This is a genomic window from Noviherbaspirillum sp. (assembly GCF_035627455.1).
Classification (GTDB): Bacteria; Pseudomonadota; Gammaproteobacteria; order Burkholderiales; family Burkholderiaceae_D; genus Noviherbaspirillum.
On sequence record NZ_DASPLS010000071.1, the window covers coordinates 1 to 20511 of the forward strand.

The window sequence follows — 20511 nt, forward strand, 5'->3', positions numbered from 1 at the left end:
CCTGCAGGGATGGCGGATAGGTCAATTGGCCCTCGTAGTATTTGCCGGGAAGGGAATACGATTGTAGCCGCATCCGGCGCGCGCGGTTTTGCCGCACGCGGCCGCGACCCGGCTTACGCGCATTCCAGCCGCTTCAGTTCCATCCCGATCTGTTCGCAAAGTGCAGGCGTGGCTTGCTGCAGCGGCGCGCGCAAGCCGTCGTCCATCCACCCCATCATGGAGAGCGCCGCCTTCAGCGGCCCGGGATTCGGTTCCCGGAACAGCAGCCTGATCAGCGGCAGCAGCCGATAGAACCTGTCCCTTGCCTCCGTGAGCGCGCCGTGCTCGACCAGCCGGACGATCTGCACGAACAGCTCGGTGCGCAGATGGGCCGATGCCATAATGCCGCCACTGCCGCCGAGTGCCAGGGTCGAAAGCAGCTGGTGATCCTCCCCTGCCAGGACCTGCAGCCCGGTTTCCGTGATCAGCCGCATCGTCAGCACCGGGTCGCCGCCGCAGTCCTTCAGCGCCACGATGCGGTCGTGGCGGGCGAGGCCGGCAAGTGTGTTGAACTCCATCGTCACACCCGTGCGATACGGAATGTTGTAGAGGACCAGCGGAACCAGGGCGGCATCGGCAAGCGTACGGAAGTATTCGGTCAGACCGGCCTGGGATGGCCTGATGTAGTAGGGAGGCGGCACAAGGAGGCCGGCGACCGGGCGCTGCTGCACGCGTTCCAGCCGGCCGAGCACCGCGCGCAGGTTGTTGCCCGCCAGCCCCATCATCACCGGTGCGCCGGGCACTGCCGCGAGTACCGCGTCCAGTACCGCGAGTTGTTCGTCTTCGTCCAGCGCCGCCGCCTCGCCGGTCGAACCGCATGCGACGAGCCCGGATGCGCCCGCTTCAACGAGGCGGCGTGCAAGCGCCTGCAGCGATGCGAAATCGATCGCGTCCCCGCGGAACGGTGTCACGAGGGGAACCCAGATACCTGAAAAGCCTGTCATGAAACACTCCTGTTTGAATGACCGTCAGGGTCACCGCCAGGGTGTTCTGCGAGTGCGTGCAACAGAGGGAGGGAGTGCGACCGGTCTGTGTGCCTGCTGTCCCGTCAGCCCACCTGACGGGACAGCGCGCCCCGGTCAGATGAGCGACTGTTTTTTCGATTTGCCTGCAGCAGCGCGTGCCGACACCGGAGCGGGGGCGCTCAGGTTGGCAGGGCGGGCGGCGTGCTGGGCAGTCATCGTAAGCATTGGAAGAAGAATGGTCTATCGATTATGTTTCGGCAGGCGCAGGGCGTCAAGCCGGCCCGTCCGCTTCACTTTCCGGGTGTCGCCAAAGCATCTATGAATGCGCGGACCCGCGGCGGCAGCAGCCGGCTCCCCGGCCATATCACGCTGATCGGCAATGGCGGCGGGCGGTACCGCGCCAGCACCTCCACCAGTGTGCCGTTCCCCAGTTCCTCTGCAACCATGTAGTCCGGCACCTGCGTCAGTCCGAGGTCGTGACACGCCGCCTGCACCAGCGCTTCGCCGTCGTCCATCAGCACGCGGCGCGGGGGATGCAGGTCGATGGTCCTGTCCTCGACCCGAAACTGGAGCGGGCGCTCTCGCCCGGAACTTGGATTGCGGAACAGCAGGAATGCATGGCCGTCCAGGCGGCCGGGATGCTTCGGCTTGCCGTGGCGAGCCAGGTAAGCCGGGCTGGCGCACAGCAACAGATGCTGCCAGCCGATACGCCGGCACGCCAGGCGCGAATCTTCGAGCGGCGCGATGCGGATGACCGCATCCATCCCATCCTTGACCACGTCACAGAACTGGTCCGACAGCCGAAGGTCGGCGGACAGCGCCGGATGTGCCGCCATCAACCGGGCCAGCGCCGGTATCACCACCCGCTTGCCGTAAGTGATCGGCACGTTGATGCGCAGTTCGCCGCGCGCCTCGCCGCTGGCGCCGGCCGCGAGCGCTTCGAGTTCATCGATGTCGGCCAGGATTTTCTCGCAGCGCGCATACAGTGCCTCGCCGTCCGAGCTCAGGGTGACGTGGCGCGTCGTGCGGTGAAACAGTTTCACGCCGAGCTGGCGTTCCAGCTGCGCGATCCGTTTGGCCACGGTCGATGCCGTGATGCCGAGCTCACGCCCCGCCTGCGCAAAGCTGCGGCGGCGCGCGGCACTGGCAAACGCGAGGAACTGGTTGAAGCTGCCCATCTGCGATTGAAGAAAAATTTTCCTCAATATTACGACATTGCACATCGTTCCGGACAGGGCGCGAGATGCGCATACTCATCTCTCGGCCGCCATGCGGGCGGCGACCCGTAAAACAAGGAGATCGACCATGTATGTGATTGCAAACCAGGCGCCGGCCGCGACCGGCATTCCCGGCATCGAGCACGTGACCCTTGCGGGCAGCGACGACGGCCTGCGCCGCATCTCGGTCTGGCAGCAGTCGCTGGCTCCCGGTGCGGCAACGCCGCCGCACCGGCACGATTGCGAGGAAGTGGTCCTGTGCCGGGCGGGCGCGGGCGAGCTGCATATCGGCGAATGCATCGAGCGCTTCGGCGCCGACATGACCGTGTTGATTCCGGCCGATGTCGACCACCAGATAGTCAGCGTGGGCAAGGAAGCGCTGCAACTTGTCGCCGTATTCAGCGCGACGCCGGTGGCGACCTGGTTGCCGGACGGCGCGCCGATCGAACTTCCCTGGCGCTCCTGATGTTGTGGCGGCGAGGCGGTTTTGTCCGCCCGCCAACTTCTTGCAACGCTGGAAACGGGAAGGCCGGAAGGATGGCGCAGAGATGCGCCTCCGGCATCGCCGCGCGGCTATAATCTGCGGATGCAAAATCTCCTCCACAACCTTAATTCCGAGCAGCTCGCCGCCGTCACGCTTCCCGCACAATCCGCATTGATCCTGGCCGGTGCCGGCTCGGGCAAGACGCGCGTGCTGACCACGCGGATTGCCTGGCTGATCCAGACCGGACAGATGTCGCCGGCCGGCGTGCTGGCGGTAACGTTTACCAACAAGGCGGCGAAGGAGATGATGTCGCGCCTGTCCGCAATGCTGCCAATCAATACTCGCGGCATGTGGATCGGCACCTTCCACGGTTTGTGCAACCGGCTGTTGCGGGCGCATTACCGCGACGCCGGCCTGCCTCAGACCTTCCAGATCCTCGATTCGGCCGACCAGCTCTCCGCCATCAAGCGGCTGCTGAAGTCGCTCAACATCGACGACGAAAAATACCCGCCGCGCAACCTGATGTACTTCATCAACGGTGCGAAGGAACAGGGTTTGCGCGCGAAGGATGTGGAGGCGAATGACGATTACAACCGCCGCTTCGTCGAGCTTTACGAGGCGTATGACCAGCAATGCCAGCGCGAGGGCGTGGTCGACTTCGCGGAACTGCTGCTGCGCTCGTATGAATTGCTGATGCGTAACCAGCCGCTGCGCGAGCACTACCAGTCGCGCTTCAAGCACATCCTGATCGACGAGTTCCAGGACACCAACAATCTGCAATACAACTGGCTCAAGCTGATGGCGGGCCAGCACAACGCGGTATTCGCGGTGGGCGACGACGACCAGAGCATCTATGCGTTCCGCGGCGCCAACGTCGGCAACATGGCCGCGTTCGAGCGCGAGTTCCGCGTGCAGAACCTGATCAAGCTGGAGCAGAACTACCGCTCGCACGGCCACATCCTCGATGCCGCCAACATCCTGATCGCCAACAACAGCCGGCGCCTCGGCAAGAACCTGCGCACCGACGCCGGCCATGGCGAGCCGGTGCGCATCTATGAAGCCAGCAGCGATATCCAGGAGGCGCAGTGGATCATCGAAGAGGCCAAGGGCCTGATCAATGACGGCGCGTCGCGCAGCGAGATCGCGATCCTGTACCGCTCCAACGCGCAGTCACGCGTGATCGAGCATGCGCTGTTCACCGCGGGCATTCCGTACCGCGTGTACGGCGGCCAGCGCTTCTTCGAGCGCGCGGAAATCAAGCATGCGATCGCCTACCTGCAGCTGATGGACAACCCGCACAATGATTCCGCGTTCCTGCGCGTGGTGAATTTCCCGGCGCGCGGCATCGGCGCGCGCTCGCTCGAGCAGCTGCAGGATGCGGCCCGCCAGTACGGGGTGTCGCTCTATGCGGCGGTACCCTATGTGGCCGGCAAGGCCGGTACCTCGCTCGGTTCTTTCGTGAAGCTGATCGAAGGCATGCGCTTCGAGACGCAGAACCTGCCGCTGCAGGAAATGGTGCAGGTGATGCTCGACATGAGCGGCCTGGTAGCGCATTACCAGACCGAGAAGGAGGGCGCGGACCGCATCGAAAACCTGGAGCAGCTGGTCAGCGCCGCGATGCTGTTCGTTTCCGAGGAGGGGTTCGGCATCGACGCGCCGGCCTTGCTCGGCCCGAAGACGCAGGCCTCTTCGGGCGTGCCGCTTCCCAACGGCGATGAGCTGATCGACGCCGACGCGCCGCTGCCCACCGTGATGTCGCCGCTGTCGGCCTTCCTGTCGCATGCGTCGCTGGAAGCGGGCGACAACCAGGCGCAGGCCGGGCAGGACGCGCTGCAGCTGATGACGGTGCACTCCGCCAAGGGCCTGGAATTCGACGCGGTGTTCATCACCGGGCTGGAAGAAGGCCTGTTCCCGCATGAGAACAGTGCGCAGGAAGAAGGCGGACTGGAGGAAGAGCGCCGCCTGATGTACGTCGCGATCACGCGCGCCAAGAAGCGGCTCTACATCAGCTTCTCGCAGACCCGCATGCTGCACGGCCAGACGCGCTACAACATGAAGTCGCGCTTCCTCGACGAATTGCCGGAAGAGGCGCTCAAGTGGCTGTCGCCGAAGGTGCAGCAGCACAGCTGGTTCGGCCAGCGCAAGTCGGCCTGGGACGAGGCGCCGGAAGCGGCGGCGAACGCGATTGCGCAGAACTTCAGCCGCAAGGATGCCGGCTGGCGGGTCGGCGAGACGGTGGCGCACCAGAAGTTCGGCGAGGGCGTGATCGTCAATATCGAAGGCAGCGGCACCAATACCCGCGCCCATATCAACTTCGGGCGCCACGGGATGAAGCTCCTCGATCTCAATATTGCCAAGCTTGAAAGAGTGGCCGGCTGAGCAGCCGTTCAGCGGGCGTGCGCGGCACTGCCGCGCCGCTTGGGGCTGGCGTCGCAGGACGCAGCCCTATGCTTGCCGAGACCTATTCCAGCGCAAAGAACTTCATCGGGTCGACGCGCCACTTCTCCGGCAATTCATGGCTGAGGATCTTGTCGCCCCCGCCCAGGCCCAGCGGTCTGGACAGATCCACTTCCACGGGCTTGATGTAGGTGTTGGACCGGGTGCTGAAGAACACGTTCACCTTCGGCGCCAGCAGGTTGGTCTCGTGCGGTTCGGTGACCACGCCGAGCCGGCCCGATTCCAGCAGCACCAGCGTGCCGACCGGGTAGATGCCGACGCAGCGCATGAAGGCCTGCACATGCTGCGCATTGAAGTGGAACTTGCTCCATTCGTAGATCTTGCGGAGCGCGACCGCGGCGGGCATGCCCTTGTGGTAGCAGCGGTCGGCGGTGATTGCGTCGTACACGTCGACGATCGCCGCCATCTGCGCGAGGGTGCCGATGCGCTCGCCCGGCAACCTGTCCGGGTAGCCGCTGCCGTCCATGCGCTCGTGGTGATGCAGCGTGATATCGAGCGGGATTTCCCCCACCCCGGGTGTCCTGAGCAGGATGTCGTAGCCGTCCTTCGGATGCTTGCGGATGATGTCGAATTCCGCGTCGGTCAGCCGGCCCGGCTTGTTCAGTACCGCGTCCGGCACCAGCGCCTTGCCGGTGTCGTGCAGCAGGCCGCCGAGGCCGGCCTCGCGCGTGGTCGCCGCGTCCAGCCCTGCGGAGCGGCAAAAGGCGACCAGCAGCGTGCAGACGCTGACCGAATGCAGGAAGGTATAGTCGTCCTTGTTCTTGATGCGCAGCAGGCCGGTCAGCGCGCCGGGATTGCGCAGAATGGATTCGGTGATGTTCTGCACCACCGGCTCGACCCGGTCCAGTTCGATCGCCTTGCCGAGTCGCGCGTCCGCCATCACGGTGCGTACCAGCTGGTGCGCCTGGTTCTTGATCTGCTTGGCGCGCGCGATTTCCTGCGTCAGGGTCACACGGGCGACTGGCGCCGGCTGGCGCGCGGCAATGTCGACCAGTTCCTTTTCGAGCGAGCGCTGCACCTGTTCCGCGGTCGGCGCATCGGCGACATCCAGGCCCTTGCCGGTATCGATGTACACCTCGTGGATGCCGGCGTCGATGATCTTGCGGATCTCGTCTTCGGAGGTGACCAGCAGCCGGTTGCGCATGAATGGATGATTCATCCAGTCGCAACTCAGGTCGTGCACGTACATGCCGACCTTGAGCTGGTGTACCGCGATTTTCTTGATCATCTGCACCTCCCTGGATGTCGCGTTGACAGTTCCGGCCGGCGCAGGGACCGGCGTGGGGCTAGTATAGCGAGAATGTTTCCTGCTAGCAGCGAGCCGGACGGGAAGCGGCTATTGTTGCGGCAGGACAGGAGCGGGCTGCGGTCCGGGGCGGCCGAAAATCGAGGTATAGGTCGGATAGAAGGAACAGTACATCACGACGGTCAGCATCAGGGAGACTGACAGCAATACCAGCATCACCGCGAACGCCTTGCCGACCAGCAGCGCGACGAAGCTGGAAATCACCGCCGGCAGGATCACGCCGAGCAGCATCCAGACCAGTCCGTACACGAGGAAGGCCATGCCGGAGCGCTTGACCGCGAAGAAGCTGTAGAACACTGCCTTGCCGATGCTCATATCCTGCCAGGCGACCAGCGGCGCGGCATACCAGAATGCCATGAGCGCCGGCGTGTAGATCGCCGCGGCGAACATCATGGCAGACGACAGGTTCGAGCCGCGTATGGTTTCCGCGTCCAGGCTCTTCTGGCCGGTCATCACTTCCCAGAACACGCCGCCGTCGACCACCGCCGATGCGCCGACGGCGACAACCGCGGCAGCCAGGTACAGCACGCCGAGCTTGATCAGGCGGCGCATCGCCGGGCTGCGGAAACCAGTCAGGAGCAGGTTCGGATACACCTTCCGGCCTTGCTCGATATTCGCGCAGGCCTGCATGAAGGCCATCGAAAACACCGGCACCAGCATCAGCGGCAATATCTGGCCGAGCAGCGGCAGGAAGCCGATGGCGATCATCAGGAACATGTACGCCAGGAACAGCGTGGAGATTTCGGCGGGCTGCTTGCGGAACAGTGCAAATCCTTCCTTCACCCAGAGCCAGCCGGTAATTGCGGGCAATTTATCCATTGTCAGAACAGGTCGGGCACCGGATGGTTGATGCGTTGGCGAAGGATGCGTTCAAAATGCGTCGGGTCGTGCGGCGTCAGCATCTCCGCTTCACGCGGCAGATAGAAATCGTACAGCCGCGACAGCCAGAAGCGCAGCGCACCGGCCTGCAGCATCGGCTGCCATGCAATCTTTTCGGCGGCATTGAACGGCCGCACCGCGTGGTAGGCATCGAGCATCGCGCGCACGCGGCTTTCGTCCAGCGCGCCGGTTGCTAGGTCGATGCACCAGTCGTTGACGGTAACCGCCACGTCGAAGATCCAGGTGTCGCAGCCGGCGAAGTAGAAATCGAAGAAACCGGTCAGCCGCTCGCCGTCGAACATCACATTATTGCGGAACAGGTCGGCATGGATCGGGCCGCGCGGCAACTGGTGGAAGGTGGCGGAGGCGGCAAAGGCTTCCTGCGTGTGGATTTCGGCTCGCAGCAGATGCTGCGCGTCTTCCGGCAGGTAGGGCATGACCACCGGCGTCGTTTCGCGCCACCAGTCCAGGCCGCGCAGGTTTGGCTGCTGCAGCGGGAAATCCTGGCCGGCAAGATGCATTTTCGCGAGCATCGCGCCGACCGCCGCGCAGTGCGCCGGCGCTGGAGAGAGCTGCGAGCTGCCGTCGAGCTTGGTGACGATCGCACACGGCTTGCCATGCAGCGCGTGCAGGATATCGCCATGGCGATTGGCAACCGGCGCGGGGACCAGCACGCCGCGGTCAGCGAGATGGCGCATCAGTTCCAGGTAGAACGGCAGTTGTTCGAAGCTCAGCTTTTCAAAGATCGTCAGGACATATTCGCCCGCTTCGGCCGTGAGGAAGAAATTGCTGTTTTCGATGCCGGAGGAAATGCCCTTGACCGCAAGCGGCTTGCCGAGGGAGAACTGCTTGGTCCATTCCGTAAGGTCATCCAGGCTGACCGGGGTGAATACTGCCATGTGCGGAAACGATAAAAAGTCGAAATCGGGTTGGGTGGAGTGCTATTTCTGGGCGGGTGGCGGGGGCGGCGGCGGTGCAGGCGCCGCGGCCTGCGCTTCTTCCTGCTCCCTGGCGGTCGGCCGGCCCAGGTTGAATTCCTTCACTTCCCATTGCGCAGCGCGTATTGCATGTCCCTGCAGGTCGCCGGCGGCGGCGCTGCCTGCCTGGTCATTCGCTCTTACGACATAGGTGCTGCCGCCGGTGCTGACCCTGATCGCGGTGACCTTGCCGCCAGGCGTGCGGTTTTCCTCGATCCGGCTTTTCTGGTCAGGCTTGCGGATCGTGACCGCCGGCGCCTCGCCTTCGTCCAGGCTTTCCAGTTGTGGCGGCTGCTGCGCGAACGCCGCCAGTGTGGTTGCTTGAATGGCAATGCAGGCAAGCGCTGCGTGCCGTGCCTTGTTCAGGAACGTCATGAGGTCGAGGTGTTGGTTGATCCGCTTTGCCTGACTGCAATCAGGCGCTGGAGCAACATTTTAGCAAACCCGACCCGGCGGCCGGGGAAATTCCCGGCCTTGGGCGCTCCGGCAGTCTCACAGATACGCGCCGGCTTCCCTGCTGTCGGCGGACAGCAGCTCGTGATGCGCCTCATAGAACGCAAAGATCGCTTCCACGACGTTGGCGGGTTCGTCGATCAGCTGCACCAGGTCGAGATCCTTCACATCGATCATGCCGTTCGCTGCAAGGCTGGTCCGGAACCAGTCGAGCAGGCCACGCCAGAACGTTGTGCCGACAAGAATGACGGGAATACGGCGTGACTTCCCGGTCTGAATCAGCGTCAGCACCTCGGTGAATTCATCCAGCGTACCGTAGCCGCCGGGCATGACGACATATGCGTCTGCATACTTCACGAACGCGACCTTGCGCGCGAAAAAGTGGCGGAAATTAATGGAGATGTCTTGCCAGGCATTGCTGGCTTGCTCGTGCGGCAACTCGATGTTCAGCCCGACAGAAGAGGATTTGCCTTCGAACGCGCCTTTGTTTGCGGCTTCCATGATGCCGGGGCCGCCGCCGGAGATCACCGCGAGTCCGGCATCGGACAGGCGGCGCGCGATGTCGATCGCCTTCTGGTAGTAGGGATCATCCGGTTTCGTGCGGGCGGAGCCGAAGATCGAGACTGCCGGCCGCAATTCCGCCAGCCGTTCGGTCGACTCGATAAACTCTGCCATAATCGTGAGCATATGCCACGATTCACGCGCCTTTTTCGCCGTGGCGCGATTGACGTCCGCGATCTGCCGCAGACGGGGCACGTTTTTTCCCTTTGATTCCATATGAATAAAACCTTGTTGTTAGTTGACGGTTCGAGCTACCTGTATCGCGCCTTCCATGCAATGCCCGATTTGCGCAACGGGGAAGGCGCGCCGACAGGCGCGATCTACGGCATGATCAACATGCTGCGCAAGCTGCGCAACGACTTCGATGCAGCATACATCGCCTGTGTATTCGACGCAAAAGGAAAAACATTCCGCGACGACCTGTATCCCGACTACAAGGCGCACCGGCCTCCGATGCCGGAAGACCTCGCCCGGCAGATCGAACCGATCCATGAAGCGGTGCGCGCACTCGGCTGGCCGATCCTGATGGTGGAAGGCATCGAGGCCGACGACGTGATCGGCACCCTCGCCACGCAGGCGGTACAGCATGGCATGGAGGCGGTCATCTCCACCGGCGACAAGGACATGGCGCAGCTGGTGAACGAGCATGTCACGCTGATCAACACGATGACGAATGAGAAACTCGATCGCGAAGGCGTGATCGCGAAGTTCGGCGTGCCGCCGGAACGCATCGTCGACTACCTGACGCTGATCGGCGACACTGTCGACAATGTGCCCGGCGTCGACAAGGTCGGCCCCAAGACCGCGGTCAAGTGGCTGACCCAGTACGGCACGCTGGACAACATCATCGAACAGGCGGCCGGCATCGGCGGCGCGGTCGGCGAGAATCTGCGTCGCGCGCTCGACTGGCTGCCGCAGGCGCGGGTGCTGTTGACCATCAAACATGATTGCGACCTGGCCAAGCATATGGTGTCGATCCCGGAATCGCTGGTCGCGCGGCCGGCGGATAACGACGCGCTGATCGATTTCTTCCGGCGCTACGGCTTCAAGACCTGGCTGCGCGAACTCACGGGCGATGCCGGCAGCGCGCGTGCCGCTACGGCGCCGGCCAATGGGGAGCCGCAGGGCGGCCTGTTCGATGCCGCCGCGCCGGCCCCCGCTGCCGAGTACGAGACCGTGCTGACGGAAGCGCAGCTCGAGCGCTGGCTCGCAACCGTCGACGCCGCGGCACTGACTGCCGTCGATACCGAAACCACCTCGCTCGATCCGATGCGCGCGCAGCTGGTCGGCATCTCGCTGTGCTGCACGCCCGGCAAGGCGGCCTACATCCCGGTGGCGCACCGCTACCAGGATGCGCCCGCGCAGCTGTCGCGCGAACTGGTGCTGGCGAAGCTCAAGCCCTGGCTGGAGGACGCCGGCAAGCCCAAGGTCGGGCAGAACCTGAAATACGACAGCCATATCTTCGCCAACCATGGCGTGACGCTGCGCGGCATCGTGCATGACACGCTGCTGCAATCCTATGTGTTCGAATCCCACCGCAGCCATGACATGGACAGCCTCGCGCTGCGCCACCTCGGCCGCAAGACGATTGCCTACGAGGAAGTGTGCGGCAAGGGCGCGTCGCAGATCGGCTTCGACGAAGTCGCGGTGGAGCGTGCGACCGAATATGCGGCGGAGGATGCGGACGTGACGCTGCAGCTGCACCAGGCGATGTGGCCGGAGGTGGCGCAGGACGAGGGCCTGCAATTCATCTACGAGAAAGTCGAGCTGCCGACCTCGGTCGTGTTGCAGAAGATCGAGCGCAACGGCGTGCTGATCGATGCGCAGCTGCTGTCGGCGCAGTCGCATGAACTCGGCCTGCGCATGCTGGAGATGGAAAAGCAGGCCTACGAGCTGGCGGGCCAGCCGTTCAACCTGAATTCACCCAAGCAGATCTGCGAAATCTTTTTCGACAAACTGCAGCTGCCGGTGGTGAAGAAGACGCCGTCCGGCTCGCCGTCGACCGACGAGGAAGTGCTGCAGAAGCTGGCGGAGGATTTCCCGCTGCCCAAGATCCTGCTCGACTATCGCGGGTTGTCCAAGCTGAAATCGACCTATACCGACAAGCTGCCGAAGATGGTCAACCCCGGCACCGGCCGGGTGCATACCAATTACGCGCAGGCGGTGGCCGTCACCGGCCGCCTGGCATCCAACGATCCCAACCTGCAAAACATCCCGGTGCGCACCGCCGAAGGCCGGCGCATCCGGGAAGCGTTCATCGCACCACCCGGCAGCGTGATCGTGTCGGCTGACTATTCGCAGATCGAGCTGCGCATCATGGCGCACATTTCTGGCGACGACAACCTGCTGCGCGCATTCGCCGAGGGGGAGGACATCCACCGTGCGACCGCCGCCGAAATCTTCGGCGTAGCCCCGGCGGAAGTCAGCAGCGAGCAGCGCCGCTATGCGAAGGTGATCAATTTCGGCCTGATCTATGGCATGAGCGCTTTCGGACTGGCGAGCAACCTCGGCATCGAGCGCTCGGCGGCGCAGATGTATATCGACAAGTATTTCCAGCGCTATCCGGCGGTGGCGCAGTACATGGCTGACACGCGCACGCAGGCCAAGGCGCGCGGTTATGTGGAAACGGTGTTCGGCCGCCGCCTGTGGCTGTCCGAGATCAATTCGCCCAACGGTCCGCGCCGGCAGGCCGCCGAGCGCGCCGCTATCAACGCGCCGATGCAGGGCACCGCCGCCGACCTGATCAAGCTGTCGATGATCGCGGTACAGGACTGGCTGGAAGCGGAGCGCATGGCGTCGAAGATGGTGATGCAGGTGCATGATGAACTGGTGCTGGAAGTGCCGCAGGAAGAACTCGAGCGCGTACGGCAGAAGCTGCCGGCGCTGATGAGCGGCGTGGCGCAATTGAAGGTGCCGCTGCTGGCGGAAGTGGGCATCGGCCCGAACTGGGACCAGGCGCACTGAGCGGGGCGGTGATTCCGGCATTGCCGGCGAGCGGCCCGGCGGCTGCCGCCACAAGGAAAGGGCGCAGCCTGGAAAGCGCGGTGGAAACAGCCGCGCTTTTTGCTGCCGTTTGCCGAAATACCCGGTCTGTGCTTTAATTTGCAACTTTGTTGCATCTTTGCCGAGGCCGAAAATCGACTCTTCCCTGCTTTCCATCCTGCTAGCCACGATCCTTGCCGGCATCGTCAGCATTACCGCGGCCGCGGCGTTTTCCTTTTCGCTGCTGTCGAAAATGGTCGAGCGCATGGTCAGCCTGTCGGTCGGCCTCCTGCTCGCAACCTCGCTGCTGCATGCGTTGCCGGAGGCGTTCGAGTCCGGCGCCGACACCCATGCGCTGTTCGCCACGCTGCTGGCCGGCCTGCTTGGCTTTTTCCTTCTCGAGAAGATGGCGATCCTGCGCCATTCGCACCATTACGAGGGCGACGGCCATGGCCATGAGCACGGCCACGATGCGCACGAGGCAGGCAAGGCGGGATGGATGATCCTGGTGGGCGACGGGCTGCATAATTTCACCGACGGCATCCTGATCGCCGCCGCTTTCCTGGCCGATCCGAACCTCGGCCTGATTACTGCGCTGGCAATCATCGCGCACGAAATCCCGCAGGAGATCGGTGACTTCATCGTGCTGCTCAATGCCGGTTTTTCCCGCGCCCGTGCATATGTGTACAACCTGTTGTGCAGCCTGATGGCGGTGGCGGGCGGGGTGATCGGGTATTTTTCGCTGGAACGCGCGTCGGGAATGATTCCCTATGTGCTGGTATTTGCCTCTTCAGGCTTCATCTACATCGCGGTCAGCGACCTCATGCCGCAGATGCAGCGCCGGTCGACGCTGCGCGACACGATCCCGCAGGTCTTGCTGATCGCCGTCGGTGTCGCGGTGGTGCTGTTGCTGACTGGGCAGTCCCACGACCACTAGCGATCGTCAGGGGGGGCGTCCCCTGAGTCAGGGGTGCCTCTGCCGCCGCGCGCTTACCCGCCCCTTGCCACCGGGCGCGCAGGATCGGCGCACCATTCGCTCCATGAGCCCGGGTACAGCGCCGCGCCCTTCAGGCCGGCCACTTCCAGCGCCAGCAGGTTATGACAGGCGGTCACGCCGGAGCCGCACTGCATGATGCTGTTTTCCGGCGTGTCGATCAGCGCGCCGAAATCCTGGCGCAGCTGCGCGGCCGGCTTGAAACGCCCGTCCGGCGCAAGGTTGTCCTTGAAGAAGCGGTTCTTCGCGCCCGGAATGTGCCCGCCGACCGGATCCAGGGTTTCATTCTCGCCGCGGAAACGGTCGGGCGCCCGGGCATCGACGACGGTCCGCGCCGGGTTCGCGAGGTTGGCCAGGATATCCGCCGCGCTGACAGTCGATGCCAGCGGCGCATGCGGCTCGACATTGCCGCGCGGCCGCGCGACCGGCGCGTTCGACAGCGGCTGGCCGGCTGCCTGCCATGCCTGCAAGCCGCCGTCCAGCACCGCGACCGCTTCATGGCCAATCCAGCGCAGCATCCACCACAGGCGCGCGGCAAACATGCCGCCCTGGGCGTCATAAGCGATGACCTGTGAACCATGGTTGACGCCCCAGCGGCGCAGCGTCTCGACGAAGGCATTGCGGTCCGGTAGCGGATGGCGTCCACGGAAGGCGCCATCCGGCGCCGGGCGTTTGTCCGACAGGTCGGTATCGAGATGGGCGAACTGGGCGCCCGGGATATGCCCGGCGTCATAGGCGGTCTTGCCGGCGTCGGGGTTGGCGAGGTCGTGGCGGCAGTCGAGCACGACCCAGTTGGCGTCGTGAATATGACGCGCCAGGTCTTCCGCGCAAATCAGTGTGGTGGCGTAAGGCATGGGTCTCCTTCCCGGTTGTTACACCCTCTATACCTCGGTCGCGATCGGATCGTTCGCGTTTGCCACCGATACCTTGGCGGCGGCAGGCGGGGTGTTCCGTGCATTGTAATAGGTTGCGGCGATGCCGCTGGCAAGAATGATGGCGATGCCGGCCCAGCTCGTCAGGCTGAGGACGTCGCCCCAGATCAGGATGCCCCAGAGACTGGAAAACACGATGCCGGTGTATTGCAGGTTCGCCGTCACCAGCGTCTTGCCGAGGCGGTAGGCGCGCGTCATTGCCATCTGCGCGACGGTGGCGGTGATGCCGGTCGCCAGCAGCAGCAGGATGCCCTCGACACTGTGCGCGCTCCAGGCGGTGGCGCCGTTCGCATCGGCGAGCGTGCCGGCAACGCCGGCGAGGCAGCCGGTCAGGGAAAAGTAAAACACCACGCGGTATTCCGGCTCGCCCATCTGGCCGAGCTTTTTTACCTGCAGGTAGGCGAGCGCCGACAGCACGCCGGATGCCAGTCCGACCAGCCCGGCAAACCACTGGTCGGCGTGGAAGGACGGCTGCAGCAGCAGGGTCACGCCGATGAAGCTGAACAGGATGGCCGCCGCCAGCCCCCATTCGAAACGCTGCTGGCGATGCCACCATGCGGCGCCGAACAGGATGGCGGCGATCCATATCGGCGACATGTAATTGAGCGTCATGCCGGTCGCGATCGGCAGCTCGCCGATCGAATAGAACCACATCCAGAGCGCAGTGACGCCGACCACGCCGCGCCACAGGTGGTGCCAGGGCAGCGCGGTGCGGAAGGTGCCGCCGCGCGCCGTGATCAGGCCCGCCATGAACAGCGCGCCGATCATGCCGCGGTACATCACGATCTCGGCGATGGAATACATGCCGGATGCCATCTTCACGCACACCCCCATGATGGAGAAGACGAAACTTGCGAACAGCATCCAGAGCGATTGCATGGGGCGGCTAACGGGGAAGAACGATGGGCAAGCCCATGATGATACGCGCAATCGCACTTGCGGGCAGGGAACCGCCCAGGCAGGGAGAGGAGGCGCGGGCGGACGTCCTGCGTCCGCCCGCCGGTGCGCTTATACCGCGATGCGAGCCCGGTACCATTCGTGGAAGTGCTGCATGCCGTCTTCCATCGGCGACTGGTAGGGGCCGACTTCATTGACGCCGCGGTCGAGCAGGATGCGGCGGCCGACGTCCATGCGCACGCCGATCTCGTCGTCCTCGATGCAGGTTTCCATGTAGGCGGCGCGCTCGGCCTCGACGAATTCGCGTTCGAACAGCACGATTTCTTCGGGGTAGTAGAACTCGACCACGTTGGTGGTCTTCTGCGTGCCGTTCGGCCATACGGTCGACACCACCAGCACATGCGGATACCACTCGACCATGATGTTCGGGTAGATCGTAAGCCAGATCGCGCCGTAGGGTGGCACCACGCCCTTGCGGAACTTCATCACCTGTTCCTGCCACTTGCGGTACTTCGGCGAGCCGAACTTGGTCAGGCCGCTGTTGATGCCCACCGTCTGCACGCTGTAGTCGGCGCCGAATTCCCAGCGCAGGTCGGAGCAGGTCACGAAGTTGCCCAGGCCCGGGTGGAACGGCTCGACGTGGTAATCCTCGAGGTAGACCTCGATGAAGGTCTTCCAGTTGTAGTCGCAGTCGTGCACCTCGATATGGTCCAGCATGTAGCCGCTGAAATCGAGGTCCTTGGTCACGGTGAGCCTGGACATCATGTCGGCGATGTTCACGCCGTTCTGCTCGAACAGCAGGCCGTTCCAGCGCTGCAGCCTTGCCGGCGACAGGTTCATGCACGGCGTGTCCTCGAAATGCGGCGCGCCGATCAGGTCGCCCTTCAGATCGTAGGTCCAGCGGTGGAGCGGGCAGACGATGTTGGGCGAGTTGCCGCGTCCGTCAAGCATCTTGGCTTGCCGGTGGCGGCAGACGTTGGACAGGAGTTCGATGCCATGCGGGCCGCGCACCAGCATGCGGCCTTCCTTTTCCCAGGGGAGCGTAGCGTAATCGTTCTCGTTGGGCACCATCAGCTCATGGCCGACGTAGCGGGGCCCTTGTTGAAATAGTTGCTTGATTTCCTGCTGCAACAGCGCGTCGTCGAAATAGACGTTGACCGGAAGTTGCGCGTTGGATCGCGCGAGCTTGGCCGCAGAAGCCAGATCGGACATCCCCACCCCCAAATTAATTTGCACCAACCTAAGAGAGAAAGAATCCGCAAAAACCAGTATTCAAATAAGATGAAACGGAAATTTTGGACAGAACCAAGGATTATACCCCAGCCGGTGTCCGAAACCCGCGAGCAGCAATTCTGATAAGAAAAAAAAGGGCTACGGACGAGGGTAATTTGCCTATAGAAAAACTGTATGTTCTCCTTTCTGCGCGGATGCTGCGCCGCCTGTGGGACATGGGTCGATCATGTTGCCGTTTACCTAATGCGGCTTGATCTTGCGCAGAACCGTGACGTTTTCCTGCGCATTCGCGTGAAATTCGCGTTTCTCGGCCTCAACTGGTTACAGATGGTTTGTTCTAAAATATCGGGCTACACTTAAATTTTGAGCACTATGTCCAAGAAATCATCGCCTGCCGAGGGGCAGCCCGCGTCCTTCGAGGATGCGATGGCCGAGCTGGAGCAGCTGGTCGCGCAGATGGAAGCCGGCGAACTCCCGCTGGAAGCGTCGGTGGCGGCGTATAAACGCGGTTCCGAACTGGTCAAGTATTGCGCGGGGCAGCTCGACAAGGTCGACAGCCAGGTCAAGGTCCTGGAAGGCGAGATGCTCAAGCCTTTCGCCACGGAAGCGGCGTCCGGAGCGGAAGAATGACCGGCCGCGCATTCGACGACTGGATGAGGCAGGTGCAGTCGGCCATGGAAGACGCGCTTGCTTCCTTCCTGCCGCCTGCCGCGCAGGCGCCGGCGCGCCTGCACGAGGCGATGCGCTACGCGGTGCTGGACGGCGGCAAGCGGGTGCGTCCGCTGCTGGTGTTCGCAGCCGGCGAGGTGTTCGACGCGGACGATGCGGCGCTGGCGCGCGCGGCCGCGGCAGTGGAAATGATTCACGCGTACTCGCTGGTGCATGACGACATGCCCTGCATGGACGATGATGCCTTGCGGCGCGGCAAGCCCACGGTGCATGTGAAGTATGACGAGGCGACCGCGTTGCTGGTCGGCGATGCGCTGCAGTCGCAAGCCTTCATGGTCCTGTCCGAGGGCGAGCTGGGGATCGATGCCGGGCGGCGGCTGGAAATGCTGCGCTTGCTGGCACGGGCATCCGGCTCGGCCGGCATGTGCGGCGGGCAGGCGATCGACCTGGCCAGCGTCGGCCTGTCGTTGTCGCTGGGCGAGCTGGAACGGATGCATCGCCTGAAGACCGGCGCGCTGCTGCGGGTGTCGGTGCTGCTCGGCGCGCTGTGCGGCGCGTCCCTCGGCGCGGCCCAGAAGGCGGCGCTGGATGCGTATGCGGCCGCGGTCGGACTGGCGTTTCAGGTGGTTGACGACGTGCTCGACGCGACCGCCGACTCGGCCACGCTGGGCAAGACGGCGGGCAAGGATGCGGCGGACAACAAGCCGACCTACGTGTCCATCCTCGGGCTGGAAGAGTCCCGGGAACTGGCGGAAAAACTTCGGCATGATGCGCACCAGGCGCTCATGCCCTTCGGGGACAAGGCACGGCGTCTGCGCGAGATCGCGGACCTGATCGTGCAACGGAAAGCATAGTATGGATTTGCTGAAGAACATTAACGGACCGGCGGACCTGCGCAGGCTCTCGCGCATGCAGCTCAAGCCGCTGGCAGACGAGCTGCGCGCCTTCGTCCTCGACTCGGTGTCGAAGACCGGCGGCCACCTGTCGTCCAACCTCGGCACGGTGGAGCTCACCATCGCGCTGCACTACGTGTTCAACACCCCGGAAGACCGCATCGTATGGGATGTCGGTCACCAGACCTATCCGCACAAGATCCTGACCGGGCGGCGCGACCAGATGCACACGCTGCGCCAGTTCAACGGCATCTCCGGCTTCCCGCGCCGCTGCGAAAGCGAGTACGACACCTTCGGCACCGCGCATTCGTCGACCTCGATTTCTGCCGCGCTCGGCATGGCGATGGCGGCGAAGTCCAAAGGCGAGAACCGGCACGCGATCGCGGTGATCGGCGACGGCGCGATGACCGCCGGCATGGCCTTCGAGGCGCTCAACAATGCCGGCGTCTATCATGACATCAACCTGCTGGTGATCCTGAACGACAACGATATGTCGATCTCGCCGCCGGTGGGCGCGCTCAACCGCTATCTGGCGCGCCTGATGTCGGGCAAGTTCTACGCAGCCGCGAAGAACGTCGGCAAGACGGTGCTGCCCGGTCCGATGCTGGAACTGGCCAAGCGCATCGAAGAGCATGCGAAGGGCATGGTGGTGCCGGCCACGATGTTCGAGGAATTCGGCTTCAACTACATCGGTCCGATTGACGGCCACGACCTGGAGTCGCTGATCCCGACCCTGCAGAACCTGAAGAACCTGAAGGGGCCGCAGTTCCTGCACGTGGTCACGAAGAAGGGCCAGGGCTACAAGCTGGCCGAAGCCGATCCGGTGCTGTACCACGGTCCCGGCAAGTTCAACCCGGCCGAGGGCATCAAGCCGTCGGCAGCGTCGAAGATCACCTACACCCAGGTATTCGGCGACTGGCTGTGCGACATGGCGGCGCACGATCAGAAGCTGGTCGGCATCACGCCGGCGATGCGAGAAGGTTCCGGCATGGTGCAGTTCGAGAAGCGCTTCCCCGGCCGCTACTACGATGTCGGCATCGCCGAGCAGCATGCGGTGACCTTCGCCGCCGGCCTCGCCTGCGAGGGCCTGAAGCCGGTGGTCGCGATCTATTCCACCTTCCTGCAGCGCGCCTACGACCAACTGATCCACGACGTGGCGCTGCAGAACCTGGACGTGACCTTCGCGCTCGACCGCGCCGGCCTGGTCGGCGCCGATGGCGCCACGCATGCAGGCAATTACGACATCGCCTATCTGCGCTGCATTCCCAACATGGTGGTGATGGCCGCGTCCGACGAAAACGAGTGCCGGCAGATGCTGACCACCGCCTACCAGTACCAGGGCCCGGCGGCGGTGCGCTACCCGCGCGGCGCCGGCATCGGTGCGGAGATCGGGAAGGAACTGCGCGCGATTCCGCTCGGCAAGGGGGAAGTGCGGCGCGAAGGCAAGGGCGTCGCGATCCTCGCGTTCGGCACCATGCTGGCGCCGGCGCTGGGCGCGGCGGAAGCGCTGAACGCGACGGTCGCCAACATGCGCTTCGTCAAGCCGCTCGACGTCGAGCTGGTCAAGCAGCTGGCGCAGTCGCACGATGCGCTGGTGACGGTGGAGGAGGGCTGCGTGATGGGCGGCGCCGGCTCGGCGGTCGCGGAGGCGCTGGCCGAGGCCGGCATCGTCAAGCCGGTCCTGCATCTCGGCTTGCCCGACAGGTTCGTCGATCACGGCGACGCGGGCCAGTTGCTGGCGCTGTGCGGCCTCGATGCGAAAGGCATCGCCGCTTCGATCCGCAAGCGCTTCGACAAGGGCGAGCCGCGGCTGGTGGTGAACAACACCTGATCCGCCCGGCCAATAAAAAAAGCGACGCGCGGGCGTCGCTTTTTTTTCGGCGGCCGGGTCAGGCGTCGCGCTTGCGATCCTTCTCCCACAGCACATCGCTGCCGCCGGCGAAACGGTTAAGCACGCGCGACAGCACGAACATCAGGTCCGACAGCCGGTTCAGGTATTGCCGCGGATTGGCATTGATGGTTTCGCTGTTGCCCAGCGTGACGACAGCACGTTCGGCACGGCGGCAGACGGTGCGGCAGACATGCGCGAGTGATGCGGCGCGCGAGCCGGCGGGCAGGATGAAATCCTTGAGCGGCGGCAGGTCGGCGTTGTACTTTTCCAGGAGGGAATCGAGGCGTGCGACATGCACCTCCGTGATCAGCGTGTAGCCCGGAATGCAGAGTTCGCCGCCGAGGTCGAACAGGTCGTGCTGGATCGAAAAGAGTTCTTCGCGCAGCGCGGGCGGCATGTCTTCGCACAGCAGGAGGCCGATCTGCGAGTTGAGTTCATCGACGTCGCCCATCGCATGCACGCGCAGGCTGTCCTTCGGGACGCGGCTGCCGTCGCCCAGGCCGGTGGTGCCGTTGTCGCCGGTGCGGGTGGCGATTTTCGAGAGTCTGTTGCCCATGATGTCGGAACGAGGTTGGTCAAGCCCAGAGAATACGGCAAAAACGCCCGCGGCGCTGTCGTCCGGATGCCAATAGGCGGCCCCCCGCCATCGGAGTAGAATCGAAGCACAAGGCGGCCCGTCGAC

The 20511-nt window shown here is 64.0% G+C and carries 18 protein-coding genes; 7 read left to right on the forward strand and 11 right to left on the reverse strand.

Annotated elements, in window-relative coordinates; all coding sequences use genetic code 11:
• Nucleotides 1–113: 113 nt before the first annotated feature.
• The gene (dapA, locus tag VEC01_RS13700) at nucleotides 114–983 is read right to left on the reverse strand and encodes a 4-hydroxy-tetrahydrodipicolinate synthase (RefSeq protein ID WP_324901453.1); all 870 of its coding nucleotides are present in this window, start codon (nucleotides 981–983) and stop codon (nucleotides 114–116) included.
• Nucleotides 984–1294: 311 nt separating this feature from the next.
• Complete coding sequence (locus VEC01_RS13705) at nucleotides 1295–2182, reverse strand: LysR family transcriptional regulator (RefSeq protein ID WP_324901454.1); 888 nt, start codon at nucleotides 2180–2182, stop codon at nucleotides 1295–1297.
• Nucleotides 2183–2309: 127 nt separating this feature from the next.
• Between VEC01_RS13705 and VEC01_RS13710 the strand changes: the two genes are divergently transcribed.
• Together VEC01_RS13710 and VEC01_RS13715 are read left to right on the forward strand one after the other, a co-directional pair.
• Complete coding sequence (locus VEC01_RS13710) at nucleotides 2310–2687, forward strand: cupin domain-containing protein (RefSeq protein ID WP_324901455.1); 378 nt, start codon at nucleotides 2310–2312, stop codon at nucleotides 2685–2687.
• Between the two features lie 120 nt (nucleotides 2688–2807).
• A complete protein-coding gene (locus VEC01_RS13715) occupies nucleotides 2808–5084 on the forward strand; it encodes a UvrD-helicase domain-containing protein (RefSeq protein WP_324901456.1) in 2277 nt (758 codons plus the stop codon).
• An 82-nt stretch (nucleotides 5085–5166) separates the two neighbouring features.
• On the opposite strand, the gene VEC01_RS13720 is transcribed toward VEC01_RS13715, so the two are convergent.
• From VEC01_RS13720 to VEC01_RS13740, 5 genes are all read right to left on the reverse strand, one after another.
• A complete protein-coding gene (locus VEC01_RS13720) occupies nucleotides 5167–6390 on the reverse strand; it encodes an HD-GYP domain-containing protein (RefSeq protein ID WP_324901457.1) in 1224 nt (407 codons plus the stop codon).
• A 108-nt stretch (nucleotides 6391–6498) separates the two neighbouring features.
• Entirely contained in the window at nucleotides 6499–7287 is a 789-nt protein-coding gene (locus VEC01_RS13725; RefSeq protein ID WP_324901458.1) for a BPSS1780 family membrane protein, read from the reverse strand.
• A gap of 2 nt (nucleotides 7288–7289) precedes the next feature.
• Nucleotides 7290–8246: a homoserine kinase gene (locus VEC01_RS13730; protein ID WP_324901459.1), complete on the reverse strand. Its 957-nt coding sequence runs from the start codon at nucleotides 8244–8246 to the stop codon at nucleotides 7290–7292.
• Between the two features lie 42 nt (nucleotides 8247–8288).
• Nucleotides 8289–8699, reverse strand: coding sequence for a DUF2782 domain-containing protein (locus VEC01_RS13735; protein ID WP_324901460.1), 411 nt, complete (start codon nucleotides 8697–8699; stop codon nucleotides 8289–8291).
• 117 nt (nucleotides 8700–8816) lie between these two features.
• Nucleotides 8817–9554, reverse strand: a complete 738-nt coding sequence (locus VEC01_RS13740) for a TIGR00730 family Rossman fold protein (RefSeq protein WP_324901461.1) — start codon at nucleotides 9552–9554, stop codon at nucleotides 8817–8819.
• On the opposite strand from VEC01_RS13740, the gene polA reads away from it, so the two are divergent.
• Nucleotides 9555–12302 (forward strand): DNA polymerase I, encoded by a 2748-nt coding sequence (polA, locus tag VEC01_RS13745; RefSeq protein WP_324901462.1) that lies wholly within the window; start codon nucleotides 9555–9557, stop codon nucleotides 12300–12302.
• Nucleotides 12303–12522: 220 nt separating this feature from the next.
• Complete coding sequence (locus VEC01_RS13750; protein WP_324901502.1) at nucleotides 12523–13257, forward strand: ZIP family metal transporter; 735 nt, start codon at nucleotides 12523–12525, stop codon at nucleotides 13255–13257.
• Between the two features lie 53 nt (nucleotides 13258–13310).
• Here the strand turns inward: VEC01_RS13750 and VEC01_RS13755 are convergent, their stop codons facing one another.
• From VEC01_RS13755 to VEC01_RS13765, 3 genes are all read right to left on the reverse strand, one after another.
• Nucleotides 13311–14168 (reverse strand): sulfurtransferase, encoded by an 858-nt coding sequence (locus VEC01_RS13755; protein WP_324901463.1) that lies wholly within the window; start codon nucleotides 14166–14168, stop codon nucleotides 13311–13313.
• Nucleotides 14169–14195: 27 nt separating this feature from the next.
• Nucleotides 14196–15125 (reverse strand): DMT family transporter, encoded by a 930-nt coding sequence (locus tag VEC01_RS13760; RefSeq protein WP_324901464.1) that lies wholly within the window; start codon nucleotides 15123–15125, stop codon nucleotides 14196–14198.
• Between the two features lie 129 nt (nucleotides 15126–15254).
• Nucleotides 15255–16355, reverse strand: a complete 1101-nt coding sequence (locus VEC01_RS13765) for an aromatic ring-hydroxylating dioxygenase subunit alpha (protein ID WP_324901465.1) — start codon at nucleotides 16353–16355, stop codon at nucleotides 15255–15257.
• A 393-nt stretch (nucleotides 16356–16748) separates the two neighbouring features.
• Between VEC01_RS13765 and VEC01_RS13770 the strand changes: the two genes are divergently transcribed.
• From VEC01_RS13770 to dxs, 3 genes are read left to right on the forward strand one after another with little or no spacing between them, the layout of a single operon-like run.
• Nucleotides 16749–17006 (forward strand): exodeoxyribonuclease VII small subunit, encoded by a 258-nt coding sequence (locus VEC01_RS13770; RefSeq protein WP_324901466.1) that lies wholly within the window; start codon nucleotides 16749–16751, stop codon nucleotides 17004–17006.
• Entirely contained in the window at nucleotides 17003–17899 is an 897-nt protein-coding gene (locus VEC01_RS13775) for a farnesyl diphosphate synthase (RefSeq protein ID WP_324901467.1), read from the forward strand. The genes VEC01_RS13770 and VEC01_RS13775 overlap by 4 nt, the downstream gene beginning before the upstream one ends.
• A gap of 1 nt (nucleotide 17900) precedes the next feature.
• Nucleotides 17901–19769, forward strand: a complete 1869-nt coding sequence (dxs, locus tag VEC01_RS13780; protein WP_324901468.1) for a 1-deoxy-D-xylulose-5-phosphate synthase — start codon at nucleotides 17901–17903, stop codon at nucleotides 19767–19769.
• A 58-nt stretch (nucleotides 19770–19827) separates the two neighbouring features.
• Here dxs and VEC01_RS13785 read toward each other — a convergent pair whose 3' ends face one another.
• Complete coding sequence (locus VEC01_RS13785) at nucleotides 19828–20385, reverse strand: cob(I)yrinic acid a,c-diamide adenosyltransferase (RefSeq protein ID WP_324901469.1); 558 nt, start codon at nucleotides 20383–20385, stop codon at nucleotides 19828–19830.
• Nucleotides 20386–20511 lie beyond the last annotated feature (126 nt).